Here is a 14881-nt window from a genome sequence, read left to right on the forward strand (position 1 = left end):
CTATCATTATAGAATAGGTTCGTTCAAACTATTAAATGATTGGAAGTCAGATGATGCTAAACAAAGATAACCTATATCCACTCTATATCCAAGTCAAAAGAAAGATCATTGAGGATATTCACAACGACACGTATACGGAAGGCTCACGGTTACCCTCTGAAGCAGAGCTGTGTGAAAAATACGCGGTCAGCCGCATTACAATCAGACGATCTCTACAGGATATGGTGGATAGTGGTTACCTCGTTCGCAAACAGGGGAAAGGCACCTTTGTAAAAAGAGGGAAGATCAAGCGAAGCTTAATTTCGGCAGAGGGTTACACAGAGTATATGAAAGAGACAGGCCAGAAGCCGGAGCGTAAGATCGTTGAAAAAATGATCAAGCCTTGTTCTCCATTTATTGCGAAACGTCTATCGATCCCGCCAGACAGTGAAGTATTGGAACTATGCCGAATTCTCTATATTAAAGACGTTCCACTTGGCTATGAGGTGAATAGCTATCCAATCATGCGTTTTAATGGTTTGGAAGCGTATATCGATGATCGTGTTTCAACCCATGAAGTCTTGCAAGAAAAATATGGTGTAACCTTAAAAAATGCTTATAAGGTGTTGAACGTTTTGCTTGCAAGTGAAAAAACCGCCAATTACTTAAACTGTAACGTCAGCGCGCCCGTTTACCAGCTAGACAAAACGGCGTTTAACCAATACAACACAGCAGTCTATCATTCACTGATGTACTATGATGTGAATCGGGTTAGCTTCGTAATCGAAGACCAGAATGACGAGTGATTCTAAAAAGAACCACATTAAATCTCAAATGGAAGAAGGTTTCAGATGTGCGTTTTTTAGGACTTGGCGATAATGTCGTTGATATCTATGAATCGAGACAGACGATGTATCCCGGCGGCAATGCCTTGAATTTCGCGGTATTCGCGAGAAAGCTTGGGTTCGAATCCGCTTTTCTCGGCGCTTTTGGAACGGATCAGATTGCTGAACATGTCCAGTCATCCGCTGAGGCTTACGGGGTGGACCTCTCCCACTGCCGCACTTATGAAGGCGAAAACGGCTATGCCAGAGTAACGCTCAAAGACGGCGATCGGATTTTCCTGGGAAGCAATCGCGGCGGCGTCCTAAGCCAATATGGCTTAACGATTTCTAACAAAGATGTGGACTATTTAAAAACCTTTGATTTGATTCATTGCAATATCAATGGTTTTTCTGATGATGCGCTCCCATCGATTCACCAACTAGGTATTCCAATTTCTTATGATTTCTCCAGCGAATTTACGGAAGAAGATATTAAGCGCGTCGCCAAGTACATTGATATCGCTTGTTTTTCATGTAGTCATTTGACTGAGGACGAACTGAAAAACCTAGCTTCACGCGTTTCCGGTTACGGCTGCGAGTGTGTGCTCTGTACTCAAGGCGAAAACGGTGCCTTCCTTTTTACAGAAGGTCACTGTTATCGTCAGTCGGCCCATTATATTAAAGCTCTAGATACCATGGGAGCCGGAGATGCTTTCATCACTTGCTTCCTAGTTCACTATTATAAGGAGCTTGGCAATGCTGCCGGCAAGAAAGAAGCGATAACAAAGGCACTGGAGTTGGCCGCTGATTTCTCAGCGCAACAGTGCCTGGTTGAGGGGTCCTTCGGTATGGGGAAAAAGCTTGACACAACCGAAGAATAATCATCTAAAAAAGAAATTTGAAGCGAAAAAAAGCTGATTGCGCGATGCAGTCAGCTTTTTTTTGCGTGCGCTCAGCATGGACGATAGCTAGGCAGTGAAAGTCCGCTACAGGTTTGGTAGTAGGAACTGGTAGCTAAAAGCAAGGGTGTCTATTGTGCGTGGAATTTGAAGGCGAAGTCATTCAGTAGATAATTAAAAAAATCAGCTCGTGATAGACACAGAGCTGATAACGTTAATCTATATAAAAGGGGAAGTCTTGCAAAAAAAACTTGTTTCTCAGACAAGCGTATCGTCTGAGAAGGGGTGCGGATAGCCGAAGCCGCCGTCAATCGTACACGTTTGTGCCGCTGCTGATGCTGCAAAATCAAGCGATTGCGAAAGAGTCATATTCTTTGCAACGAAGGCAGTGACAAATCCAGCGATAAAAGAATCTCCAGCACCCATTGTGTCCACAATATCTACAGATTTAATTCCTTGATGGTAGAAATGAGTCCCATCGTAAAGTGTGCTTCCTTGTTCACCTTTCGTGCAGCAAATGAATTGAGTACCTAATTGATGACAGGTTTCCTGCAATTGTTTGGTTTGATCGGAAGTTAAATCAGATGTTGAGAAAAAGGCGAAAGTAAGATAAGGACACACTTTCTTTAAGTAGCTTATTTCATAGTTTGTTGAGAAATCGAATGATAGAGCACATCGAGAACTAATATTTGGCAACTCATTTTCCAAATGTGAATAGCAACTCGTATGGCAAACAGAGAAATTGGCAAGTTGCTCAAGTTCGTCCGATGTTAAGCAAATTTTAAATAAATGTTGTGCGCTTCGAAACGGTCCCGCTTTAAATAAACGATCTCCATGATTATCAATGGTTACAATTGGCTGAGCTGTATGGGTGTAGACTTGTCGTGACAAATGAAAGTCAATGTCTTCTTTTGTCAGCGCATCTTTGATATGTGCAGCGTGGCTGTCATTGCCAAAGATGCCGATATACGCGACATGATCAAAGCCGTCTCTACGTGCATTGACGGCGACATTCACAGCATTGCCACCGGGATAATAGATCTGTTTCTCAACATAGCAGTCTGTTACGTTATCTCCAATGGCAATTAAACGTTTCGCTTCCATTGTTGGAATCCTCCTCCCTTGGAGCAATTAAATGCATGATTGGTATCTATTAAAAATTGATCTTTTCAATAGAATACCACCGGTTTAGGGGCATTAATACTTCATTTGCCACATATAGCGCCGGACGCTCAATGAATGACCGCGTTCAAAGGCGAGAGCTTCAACGAGTTGTCTTAGTACGGCGGCCAAAATAGGTGTTGCAAAATATTCTTTCAGTGATTCATCGAGCCCTGTAAGGTCAAGCTCCTCTGCATCAACGAGGTAGACTTTTTCACTGAATTTAGAGCAGAAATTATAAGCACGGTCATCGAGCTTACGATTGTTACCAAGTGTTTTGACGATCAGGAATGGCACATCAAAGTCCGTAATTTCAAATGGTCCGTGAAAATATTCGCCGGAATGGATGAATGAAGAATTGATCCACTGCATTTCCATCATCCAGCAGATGGAAAAGGAGTAACATTCGCCTTCATTTGCCCCATTACCCATTGTATAGATGAGCGATTCACGCTTAAGTTCTTTAGCCCATGTTTTTGTGCGTTCGGCAAATTTCTCCTTAGCATTTACCGTCCAAGTGTTAAGTTGATCGACTGCCTGGATGGCGTGTTCGTATTTCTCGCATGGATTAAGCGTATTTAGAATACTGAAAATAAGCCCGTAAAGAATACCCTTGTTCAAATCACTCACATCAACTTCGGGTCCCCATTCATATTGAATAGGAAACTCTGCTGCCTGCCATAATGGAGAATCCTGTTGATTGGATAACGCGATCGTGAGCGCACCCTTTTGGCGACTGATTCGGGTTGCTTCTACAGTCTCAGGAGTTGTTCCAGAATGTGAGCAGGTAATCACGATGGAATTTTCATTTAAAGCTTTGGGTGATCGATAATTAAAATCATTAGCCGAATAGATACTGCTTGGAGTTTCAATCTCTTTGTCGAAGATATAGCTGGCGACTTGCAAGAACGCTTTGGAACCTCCGCATGCGACAAAGTAGAAGTGATTAATCGTTTTTTTCTTCTTTAAAGCATCAATGGCAGCTGAGATTTGATCTCTGTAGCAATCTTTCATTTTCATTCCTCCAAATCGGTAGATTCAATAAAACGTATTAAAACGTATTACTACGTATGAATTATAAATCAATTTAATTATTTTACAATGTTTAATTTATTATTTGTAAATTAATTTCTTTAAAAATGCTGATAATATAGTAAAAATAACACTATATTATATTTTAATTTTATTTTTTTCTGAAAATATATTTGACTTTGTTTTTTTGAAATGTTAAATTTTACTCAATAAATTTAATACGTTTTAAAATATCCTAATATCAGTGGTAACTGTGACAAAACACAAGGGGGAGATCCAAAAATGTTGTCGAAAGTGAAAAAGACGATGGAATTATTACTATTTTCTGTAATTGGTGTATCTATCATTCTATCATTAGTGGCCTGTTCATCATCAAATGGAGAGGATAAGATCAATAGTGAGACGCTAAAGCTCCAGCAGCCCACATCGATTGATTCATTGGATCCGGCTCTAAGCTATGACACATCATCGACAATAGTTGTCGGCAATGTGAATGAAGGACTTTATACAGTTTCTCCGAACAATAAGCCACAATTAGCGATGGCGGAAAAAGTGACAAAAAAGGATAACGGAAAAACACTGATATATACAATTCGAAAGGATGCCAAATGGTCGAACGGAGCCCCAGTTACAGCGAGTGACTTTGTGTTTGCCTGGAGACGAGTGGTTGATCCGAAACTTGCATCTGGCTTTAGCTTTGAATTGAGCGAAGCACAAATCAAAAATGCGGACGCAATTATTGCAGGAAAGAAGGACCCGAAGACTTTAGGCGTTTACGCCGAAGGAGAAAAAACACTGGTTCTTAAGTTGAACCGCCCTGTTCCATTCATGTCGAGCTTATTGTCTTTCGCTTCCTTTGCTCCGATTAATGAGAAGTTCTACAAGGCTCAGGGTAAGAAATTTTCGATGACATCAAAGAACTTGATTTATAATGGTCCTTACGTAATTAAGAATTGGAAAAACGGCGATAATTCAATCACACTCGCAAAGAATCAGAACTACTACAACAAGAAAAATGTTAAAGTAAAAAAGATTGAACTTAAACTAATTTCGGATACTCAACGAGCGGTAATGGCGTATAAGAATGGGGATGTGGACTACGCAGCACTGACCGGTAACCTTGTGAATCAGAATAAAAGCAGCAAGGACTTTAGAACAGATATTGGTGCTTTCAACTGGTATTTAATGTTCAATAGCAAGATTAAAGGACTTGATAATAAGGATTTACGAAAGGCGATTGCTTATAGTATTGATAGCAAAGAACTGACACAGAAAATTCTGAAAGATGGTTCTGTTCCAGCTGAATCGGTTGTACCTAAAGGCTTCGCCTATTCGCCGACGGATCATAAAGATTTTGCTGATCAGACGAATAATCCTTATTCCTATAATCCAAACCTTGCGAAAAAATATTGGAATAAGGCAAAGAAAGAAACCAACTTGAGAAGCTTTACGCTCATCTATGGTAAGGATGAAGATAATATGGGGAATGTTGCGGCTTATATTAAATCACAAATTGAGAAGACGCTTCCGGACCTGAATGTGAATCTTCAAACGATGCTTAAAAAAACACGACTTGCCAAAATGCAAAACTTCACTTATCAAGTAGCCTTGACACGCTGGGCACCAGATTATGCGGACCCGACGGCTATCTTAAGCATGTATACGACTAATATGGTAAGTAACTATGGCGCTTGGTCAGATAAAACGTTCGACTCTTTATATAATCAAGCGAATACGATCTTTGTGAATAAGTCTGAAGTTCGGTGGAATGCATTAATTAAGGCAGAGAATATCCTGATGGATTCTGCAACGAGTGTTCCACTCTATCAAACAGCCAATGCATACCTGTTAAATAGTAAGGTGCACAATTTTATTAATCATTCATGTGGTGTTCCACTCTTTTTCAAATATGTATACATCAAATGACAAAATAGTAAGTTGAGTTTAGGCATTTATAAAGTTTTTCACGGATTATTCGTGAAAAACTTTATCTTTAGTTAGAGCATTTAAGAATGGAAGTGATTCATATGATCCGCTATATAGGGAAAAGAACGATTCTATCATTAATTACTCTTTTTATTATCCTTTTCATCTTATTCTTGATGTTGAATTTTATGCCTGGGTCTCCGTTCAATGATACAAAAATGTCTCATGAACAGCTTAAAATTCTTTATCATGAGTACGGGCTGGACAGACCACTTGCGGAAAGATTTCTAATTTATGTGAAACAAATGCTCACTGGTAATCTAGGTGTTTCCTATTCCTTACAAACAAATGCCACAGTTACGAACATGATCTCACATACATTGCCAATTTCTGTTCAGATTGGCTTACAAGCATCAGTGGTAGGTTCGCTTATTGGCATTGTGCTTGGGTTCGTTGCCGCATTACGTAAGAACAGTTTCTTTGACTCGATGGCTACAGGTATCTCCATCCTTGGCGTCAGCGTCCCTAGCTTTGTTCTTGCACTATGTTTCTCCTATATTTTCTCTTATAAATATAATCTGTTTCCGTTGCTCTATAGTTCAAGTGAGGCATTTAGATCAACAATATTACCAACCCTTTCATTATGCTTCTTTACTTTGGCAAGTATTGCAAGGTATTCACGTTCTGAAATGATTGAAGTAATGGAGAAAGATTATATACGACTTGCTGATGCTAAAGGCATTACACGTTTCCAACTTGTGTGCAGACATATTATTCGCAATGCGATGATCCCGATTATTACCGTCCTTGCACCTTTGACCGTTGATTTAATGGCGGGGAGTTTGGTTATTGAGAAGGCCTTTTCTATTCCAGGCATGGGCAGTCTCTATATAAATGCTATACAAGCCAATGACTATAATGTAGTCATCGGAATAAGCTTCATCTATAGCTTGATGTTTATTGGAACGATGTTTTTTGTCGATCTCTTGTACGGACTGATCGATCCGCGTATTCGAATTGCAAAAAGGGGGAAATGACACCCATGCTAATCCAAAATGATTCATTATTAGATAATGATTTTCAATTGGCAAATAAACAAAGAATGGAACTGTCTTCAAACAATAAACATATTCCTTATATCAAACGCGTCTGGAGCGGATTTATTTCAAACAAATGGGCAGTCGCCAGCTTTGTTGTTATTTTATTGATTGTGCTCTTTGCTCTATTTGCGCCTATCTTTAGCCCATATTCGTCAACAGGTGTTCGTCCGGATGAAACAAACTTATCACCGCGTATCCCACTTTTGGAAAAAATAGGGATATTTAATGGCTATAGTGATGCGGTCAGTACGCGTTACCATTATTTCGGTACGGATAATTTAGGGCGTGATATATGGGTACGCTGTGCAACTGGGACAAGATTATCGCTCTATATTGCTTGCCTGGCGATGCTAATTGATTTGCTGATTGGCGTCATTTATGGGATGATTTCAGGCTATTATGGTGGACGGGTCGACCTTGCTATGCAGCGCATTACGGAAGTCCTCAGCATTGTTCCGACGATTATTGTCGTAACGCTTTTACTAGTTGTTCTAAAGCCGGGCCTATCCAGTATTATTGTGGCCATGATATTGACGGGATGGATTAATATGTCCCGAATTATTCGCGCCCAAGTGTTGAAAATTAAAGAACAGGAATTCGTGATGGCTGCTTACACGATTGGCGAGTCGACAGTTACGATCATCTTGAAGGAAATCTTGCCCAATTTAATAGGTCCGATTATTACAACGTTTATGTTCTCAATTCCAAGTGCTATTTTTCTTGAAGCTTTTCTGGCTTTTATTGGTTTAGGCGTACCTGAGCCTTATGCATCCCTGGGATCGATGATTAATGATGGATTCAGTTCAGCGATGAGTTATCCGTTCATGATCTTCTTCCCGATTATCCTACTTGTATTATTGATGTTGAGCTTTAATTTGTTTGCAGATGGACTGCGTGATGCCATCGATCCAGAAATTAACGAGAAATAATTTGGAGGTGGGGAAGTCATGACTCATGAGGACATAATTCTTAGCATCAATAATTTAGCGATATCGTTCAAAAGTTTCTCTGGTCGTGTGCGCGCCTTAAGAGGCGTTACTATAGATGTTGTACGTGGAAAGACCATTGCGATTGTTGGCGAATCAGGAAGTGGTAAATCAGTTACAGTAAAGACCATCATGCGCATTTTGAGTAAGAACGAAAAAATAGAAAGTGGATCAATTGTTTTTAACAACAAAAGGGATAACGAAATCGTACCAATCGATTTGCTTAAGCTATCTAATAAACATATGCAAAGAGAGATAAAGGGTAAAAAAATTGCGATGATATTCCAAGATCCGATGACTTCACTGGATCCGACTATGAAAATAGGCAAACAAATTCTGGAAGCTATTTTTGCACATAAAAAGATAAAACTAAAGGCCGCGGTAGAACAAGTGCATCAGCTTTTGGAGACGGTTGGAATAAAAAATATTAAGGCGGTCATGAATGCTTATCCCTATCAACTTTCAGGGGGGATGAGACAACGCATCGTCATTGCGATCGCTATTTCTTGTGAACCGGATCTGTTAATTTGTGATGAACCGACTACAGCACTTGATGTGACGATTCAATCCAAGATACTCGATTTAATTAAAAAAATTCAAAAAGCACGCAACTTGTCCGTTATCTTTATTACGCATGATCTTGGCGTTGTATCTAGAATCGCAGATCAAGTGTACGTGATGTATGCAGGGAAAATAGTGGAATATGGAACGTGTAATGATATCTTCTATGACCCCCGTCATCCTTATACTTGGGGACTTTTGGAGTCCACTCCGGATATGGCCTATTTGCAAGAAAGGCTAGCCTCCATACCAGGAACACCGAAACGGATGATCGGGGATGTAAAAGGCGATCAATTTGCAGAGCGGAATCGTTATGCTTTAAACATTGACTTTCGCATGGAACCGCCATTTTTTAAAGTAAATGATCATCACTTCGCTGCAACTTGGCTTCTTCATCCTAAGGCGCCGCAGATTCGCATTCCTGAGTCTCTTCGTAAACGGATTGACTTGATGAAGGAGGAAAATAGAAATGGCTAAGGAAAATGCAAAGCCAATATTGACTGTCCGCAGCTTAAAGAAATATTACGTAACCGGTCACAAACAGATTAATAAAGCCGTTGATGGGGTATCTTTTTGTATATATCCTGGGGAAACTTTCGGGCTTGTAGGGGAGTCAGGTAGCGGAAAGTCAACGACAGGTCGTTCAATTATTCGTTTGGAAACGCCAACTCAAGGTGATATTAACTTTCTTGGTAAAGACTTATCAGGAAATTTGAGTAAGCAGACACAACGCTGGTTGCGTTCCAAAATCCAGATGATTTTTCAAGATCCGATGGCATCGTTAAATCCACGACGAACCGTGCTGAAAAGTATTGAGATCGGCCTGAAAATTCACCATATTGGATGCTCTGACAAAGAACGTAAGAATATAGTATTTCAGATGCTTCGCAAAGTGGGTCTCTCCGAGGATTATGCTTATTGCTATCCACAGGATCTATCGGGCGGGCAGAGACAGCGTGTGGGGATTGCAAGAGCATTGATCATGGAACCTCCGCTGGTTATTGCTGATGAGCCGATTTCTGCCTTAGATGTTTCGATTCAGGCCCAGATCGTGAATTTGATGAAAGATATTCAGGAGGAGACGGGAACCGCCTATCTATTTATCGCGCACGATCTGTCTATGGTACGTTATCTTTCTGATCGTATTGGTGTGATGCATCTAGGGCACCTTGTCGAAATTGGAACATCTGATGAGATCTTTCATCATGCCCAACATCCTTATACGCAGAGTCTCCTCTCTGCGATACCGACAGTCAATCCGGAATATGAGAAATCACGCACGATACAAAGTTATCAAAATACAAATGCTCGTGAAGAATATGGCAAAGCAAATTGGTCGAAACTTAGTGGGACACACTATGTCCTTCAGCCATAGAAGAAGAGGATAATTCGGTGGTATGTCCCTTGTACAGGTGATTATATTGGCAAATGTGGTAAAATAAACTGGATGATACTAAAAAATTAGGGCGTGGAATTTTATGGTACTCCCGGATATACCAAAACCATTATATGAACAGCTGGAAAATGAAATCCGAAACCATATTATTAGTGGCGACTATTCTTATGGAAAAAAAATACCAAGTGAGAAAACGTTAATGGAAAAATTTGGTATAAGCAGGGTTACTGTTCGAAAGGCTATTGATAATCTATGCAAGGACGGCCTGCTAGAAAAGAAGCAGGGTAAAGGAACCTTTGTCAAAAGTGTGAAAATTAAGGATCGTTTAGACTCTATTCATGGGTTCACTGATTCACTAAATAAAAACGGACGCTGGCCAAGAAAAATTATTATTGAAAAAAGTTATAAGAGTCCTGACGAACGGATCAGGCGTGAACTGAAAATCGATGCTGATGAGCTGATTATTTATCTGAAAAGGGTATTGCTTGATGGTGGTTCACCCTATATGATCGATGAATCCTTTTATTCTGCAAAAAAGTTTCCAGGGTTATTTGACAAAATCAATAACAAATCGTCAACTTATAAATTATTGGAACAAGATTATCAAACGTGTCTTGCAAAATCGTATAAAGAAATTTCCATTGTTGTTGCGGATAAGTTGGTACAAGAGGAATTAAATTGTTCAATTGACGAGCCGCTGTTCTATATTCACAAGATCGTATATGATGTCGACGATAATCCGGTGCAAGTTTCAAATATGAAGGTACTGGGAACACGGGTCACATATTCTATTGAGTCAATTGAGGGTAGTTCCTATATGAATCACACGGTTGACCCTCAGTCTTAAACATATTTTTAGAATCTTTTGTGTACAACATCAGAAACTTTGGTAATGGAACCTTTAAATTTAAAATGACCGCTCCGTCTTTAATGAGACGGGGCATTTTATTCGCCTGCATGCTAAGCGAAATACCGTGCTTACCCTTACGAAATTTGATAAAGCGTCTGAATCCGTTGAACGTAAGGGATTTAGACGCTTTATGACATAAGTGTTCAGCAATATAAAAAATTTAATCAGGGCATGTTGCGTAAGTTGTTCTATTTCGAAACGACCAAATTCACAATTTCGTGGATGCAATCTTCTGTCTGAGGATACTCACCAAGATGATCAAAGAAACTAAGATCCATTCTAACAAATTGAATTAACGGGATACCAGGATACCAGGATATCAGGATTATTTTACCAATTGACAAAATACATCATTGCAAATTCTGATATAGTCAAATTCATTTTCGATTAACGTAAGTGATGAGAGACTGGCTAATCGATCCGAATACAATGGACAAATATTGGGATCTGTTAGGCTGTCGTTCTTTTTTAGATGTGGCATTCGACATATCTCCGTCAATTTTCTAAAGCCTAATTATAGAGGTAATATAGGCTTTTTGTGACCTATTCATCGGGTAGGATGATAAATTCCAGTGATAAAATGTTTGACTGGGATTGATTAGATCAAGTGCTCCGTAAATAGAACTGACTTGTGTTATTTGCTTAGCTGAGTCATTAAGTGCGCACACAATGGCTAAATTACCTTCTGCACTATCACGAACTAATGAAATATCATTCTTATAGATTCTCAATTTATCAGCGTGATGATTTACCCAGCTAATGACGCCCATACAATCCTTTAATCCATTGAGAAAAGGGTTCTCCGGAGTCAGTCGGATGAAGGCAAGGGTGTCTATTCTTTACTAATCCGTCCTGTTTTTATGCCATTTTTTTGATTCAGCTGTTGATCGGCTGTTTCAGTAGACGTTCGATATCATCAGCGATTTTTTCCGGTTTCACTGTGGCTGCGTAGCGCTGAACGACTGCCCCGGAACGATCAATCAGGAATTTTGTGAAATTCCATTTGATATTGGAGCTGAGTATGCCGCCCTTCTGTGATTTCAGATAGGTGTAGAGTGGGTCGGCATGTTCGCCATTGACGTCAATTCGGGCAAATCTGGGGAAAGTCGTATGATAGCGCATGGAGCAGAATTGATTGATTTCCTCATTTGTTCCCGGCGCCTGATGCCCAAACTGATCACACGGGAAATCAAGAATTTCGAAACCCTCTGGTTGATATTTTTCATACAGTTTCTGAATCCCTTCATATTGAGGGGTAAATCCGCATTGTGTCGCCGTATTGACGATCAACAGTACTTTTCCTTTGTAATTAGCCAATGATACTGAGTTTTCATTCAAATCTTTGACAGTAAATTCATAAATACTCATTTTCGATCATCCCTTTATTTGTAAATTATATGGCCAAAGGCATTCAATGTTCTGCTACTATGTCCGTAATCGATTTTCTTAATGCTGCGTTCAGATCTTGAATCTTTTTCAGATAGAGTCTGTACTGATCTTCGGTTAGGTCCGTTTGTTGACCGCAGTTTTGCACTGCCTGAAGGACTTCGGATTGTTTTCGTCGTCCAAAATCCGTCAGGTGAACGAACAACTGCCTTTTGTCTTCAGGTGACCGCCGGCGCACAAGCCAACCAGTGCTTTCCAAACGTTTGAGAAGCGGCGTTAGCGTGTTGCTTTCCAAGTGCAGTCTTCGACCGAGTGTATGCAGCATCAGCTCATCTTCTTCCCAGAGTGCCAGCAGGACAACATACTGAGCGTACGTCAGATGAAAGGGTGCGAGTGCAAGCTGATAGAATTTGTTAAACAGGCGATTCGCATTATAAACCGCAAAACAAAGCTGATTATCTAATCTGATGGATTCATTAACCGGAATCGTTGCTGAGCCCCCCAGTCATACAACTGTTTCAATCGTGCACGATTGATTTCGGATTTACTTTAACACAGACACCACTTTCCGACAAGTCATCTGCTTGTGAAGTAGAGAATTTTTAAATTTGGTCAAAAGCAAAATCAAATTCATTCAATTCAATCTATCAAAACATGAGGCTTACTGTTCTTCCTGAATTATGCACAAAAAATCCCTCCCATTGAAGCAGGAGCCTATATCAGAGGATTGGCTGATCAAGGAATTCAGATACCCAGGAGACTATCCTTTTGTATTATTTACACAGAATTTTTCACTCTCCAGTAATTTATATAACGAAAAGATTTCTGATAAAGAGGAAGGCTTTGTGAAAATACCATACAGTTGAACAGATTCAATGGAACGATTAGAAACAATGATTCATGATGCATTTGAAAAGTGCGGGATCTTTTTACTTGAAAACTTTGTTTTTACTGAACGGATATACGATTCGGTAAGTGTAACAAAACGTGAAGTGGAACGCACGGTTATTCATCTTAAGATCATTTCTTACGTGGCATCTTCGACTAAATAAAAAATCTCGGCATTCACCATTCGTTTCCAATCCGGATGGCAATTGCCGAGAAAATACATAACTTTTTTTATGAAGGGCATCGTTTTCTGCAGAATTGCACGCAGTGTTCGCTGTCTTATTTTAAGGGCTGCTCTATACGACCTAACAGAAAAATCAATTCAATTCGCTTTTACCTCTTGAGTTTCGTAAAATGGTATCATTGTTTTAGGATCAAGCAGTTTTATCACTGAATCCGGCACATCGGGCAGTTGTGCAGCTAATGTTTGGATGGGTATGTCCATTTCCAGTGATTGTTTGACCAGCTTGCATGTTTTGCTGTACCCGATATAGGGGGTCAATGCGGTTGCGAGAATGGCGCATTGATTCGCTTCTTTCGCGCATTGCGCGCTATTGGCTTGTATGCCGCTGATACAGTTGATTCGGAACGTTCGTAATGTTTTTTGCAGCAGCCTGGATGCGGTGATTAAGTTGCGCACGATAATGGGTTCGAATGCATTGAGTTCCAGTTGCCCGGCTTCAGCGGCAAGCGTGTTGGTTGTGTCGAAGCCGATGACTTGGAACGCGACTTGATTGACTAATTCAGGGATGACGGGATTGACTTTGCCGGGCATGATCGATGAACCGGCTTGTTTTTTGGGCAGAAAGAGTTCGTTAAAGCCGAATTGCGGGCCGCTGGAGAGCAGGCGGAGGTCGCTGGCCATCTTAGACAGTGTGACAGCTAATAATTTATAGGCATGGGAGAGCTGGATAAACGCATCAACATGCTGGGTTGCATCAATTAAGTTGTCTGCTTGGTAGAGCAGTCGGCCAAATTGTTTGCTGACTTCGGGAACGATCCGGCGGACATAGTACTCGGAAGCGTTGACGGTTGTACCGATGGCGGTTCCGCCGAGATTTAACGTTTTTAATGCATCGCGGCTGTGATTAAGTTCATTAAGATTGCGAGCGATTGCCGATGCAAATGCCTGAAATGTATTGCCAACTGTTGTGGGCAGTGCATCTTGCAGCTGCGTCCGCCCGAGTTTGACGACATCTTGCAGCTCGTCTGCTTTTTGTACCAAGTTATCTAGAAATTGATCGATTTCCAGGGCAAGGCGTTTGCTCAGCCGCAACAGGGCAAGCTTGCTTGCGGATGGAAAGACATCGTTTGTTGATTGGCAGCGGTTGATGTCGTCATTGGGATGCACAAGGGTGTAGTCGCCTTTCGCTCCGCCAAGCAGTTCGATGGCGCGATTGGCGATGACCTCGTTGGCATTCATATTTATTGATGTGCCTGCACTTCCTTGAATGGCGGGCGCAATAAACTCTTGATCAAATTTTCCGTCAAGGATTTCATCACAAGCGCGACTGATCGCCGTGGCTTTTTCTTTGCTGAGTGAACCCTCTTCATGGTTGACGATTGCGGCAGCTTTCTTTATCAGGGCAAGTCCATGAATCAGTTCTGAATCGATCGTTTCTGCAGCCACACTGAAATTTTCTTTCGCGCGCAGCGAATGGATACCATAATAGGCGGCTTGCGGGATTTCTTTTGTGCCGAGTGCGTCTGTTTCCGTTCTCATAGGGGTGATGATTCCTCCTTGTTTACTGGATACGACTAAGATAATCCGAAATGAATGAAAAGGCGACGACTTTCGAACAACTCGTTCGATAAAAATTTTTTTCGCCCGGA

Annotated in this window: 14 protein-coding genes; 8 read left to right on the plus strand and 6 right to left on the minus strand. The window is 40.7% G+C overall.

Features of this window, described 5'->3' with window-relative positions; genetic code table 11:
* The first annotated feature begins 53 nt into the window (after nt 1-53).
* Complete coding sequence (locus BM003_RS13490; RefSeq protein WP_093673955.1) at nt 54-785, plus strand: UTRA domain-containing protein; 732 nt, start codon at nt 54-56, stop codon at nt 783-785.
* A gap of 47 nt (nt 786-832) precedes the next feature.
* Nucleotides 833-1684, plus strand: coding sequence for a PfkB family carbohydrate kinase (locus tag BM003_RS13495; RefSeq protein ID WP_093673957.1), 852 nt, complete (start codon nt 833-835; stop codon nt 1682-1684).
* 276 nt (nt 1685-1960) lie between these two features.
* On the opposite strand, the gene BM003_RS13500 is transcribed toward BM003_RS13495, so the two are convergent.
* Together BM003_RS13500 and BM003_RS13505 are read right to left on the minus strand one after the other, a co-directional pair.
* Nucleotides 1961-2806 (minus strand): PfkB family carbohydrate kinase, encoded by an 846-nt coding sequence (locus BM003_RS13500; protein WP_093673959.1) that lies wholly within the window; start codon nt 2804-2806, stop codon nt 1961-1963.
* Between the two features lie 93 nt (nt 2807-2899).
* Nucleotides 2900-3877, minus strand: coding sequence for an SIS domain-containing protein (locus tag BM003_RS13505; RefSeq protein WP_093673961.1), 978 nt, complete (start codon nt 3875-3877; stop codon nt 2900-2902).
* 300 nt (nt 3878-4177) lie between these two features.
* On the opposite strand from BM003_RS13505, the gene BM003_RS13510 reads away from it, so the two are divergent.
* From BM003_RS13510 to BM003_RS13535, 6 genes are all read left to right on the plus strand, one after another.
* Entirely contained in the window at nt 4178-5821 is a 1644-nt protein-coding gene (locus tag BM003_RS13510; protein ID WP_093673963.1) for a peptide ABC transporter substrate-binding protein, read from the plus strand.
* A gap of 86 nt (nt 5822-5907) precedes the next feature.
* A complete protein-coding gene (locus BM003_RS13515) occupies nt 5908-6858 on the plus strand; it encodes an ABC transporter permease (protein ID WP_218143269.1) in 951 nt (316 codons plus the stop codon).
* Between the two features lie 5 nt (nt 6859-6863).
* Nucleotides 6864-7850 carry an ABC transporter permease gene (locus BM003_RS13520; RefSeq protein ID WP_177184797.1) on the plus strand — a complete coding sequence of 329 codons (987 nt, stop codon included), beginning with the start codon at nt 6864-6866 and terminating at the stop codon, nt 7848-7850.
* Nucleotides 7851-7868: 18 nt separating this feature from the next.
* On the plus strand, nt 7869-8945 hold the full coding sequence (locus BM003_RS13525) for an ABC transporter ATP-binding protein (protein ID WP_093673966.1): 1077 nt from the start codon (nt 7869-7871) through the stop codon (nt 8943-8945).
* On the plus strand, nt 8938-9843 hold the full coding sequence (locus BM003_RS13530; RefSeq protein ID WP_093673968.1) for an ABC transporter ATP-binding protein: 906 nt from the start codon (nt 8938-8940) through the stop codon (nt 9841-9843). The genes BM003_RS13525 and BM003_RS13530 overlap by 8 nt, the downstream gene beginning before the upstream one ends.
* A gap of 103 nt (nt 9844-9946) precedes the next feature.
* Nucleotides 9947-10711: a GntR family transcriptional regulator gene (locus BM003_RS13535; protein ID WP_093673970.1), complete on the plus strand. Its 765-nt coding sequence runs from the start codon at nt 9947-9949 to the stop codon at nt 10709-10711.
* Between the two features lie 566 nt (nt 10712-11277).
* Here the strand turns inward: BM003_RS13535 and BM003_RS18270 are convergent.
* The 4 genes from BM003_RS18270 to BM003_RS13560 form a co-directional block, all read right to left on the minus strand.
* Nucleotides 11278-11610, minus strand: a complete 333-nt coding sequence (locus BM003_RS18270; RefSeq protein WP_425441053.1) for an alpha/beta hydrolase — start codon at nt 11608-11610, stop codon at nt 11278-11280.
* 40 nt (nt 11611-11650) lie between these two features.
* Entirely contained in the window at nt 11651-12142 is a 492-nt protein-coding gene (locus BM003_RS13545; protein ID WP_093673974.1) for a glutathione peroxidase, read from the minus strand.
* A gap of 43 nt (nt 12143-12185) precedes the next feature.
* On the minus strand, nt 12186-12665 hold the full coding sequence (locus BM003_RS17975) for a MarR family winged helix-turn-helix transcriptional regulator (RefSeq protein WP_342742021.1): 480 nt from the start codon (nt 12663-12665) through the stop codon (nt 12186-12188).
* 705 nt (nt 12666-13370) lie between these two features.
* Nucleotides 13371-14771, minus strand: coding sequence for an aspartate ammonia-lyase (locus BM003_RS13560; protein WP_093673980.1), 1401 nt, complete (start codon nt 14769-14771; stop codon nt 13371-13373).
* Nucleotides 14772-14881: the final 110 nt, after the last annotated feature.

The organism is Sporolactobacillus nakayamae (assembly GCF_900113325.1).
In the GTDB taxonomy this organism is placed as follows: domain Bacteria; phylum Bacillota; class Bacilli; order Bacillales; family Sporolactobacillaceae; genus Sporolactobacillus; species Sporolactobacillus nakayamae.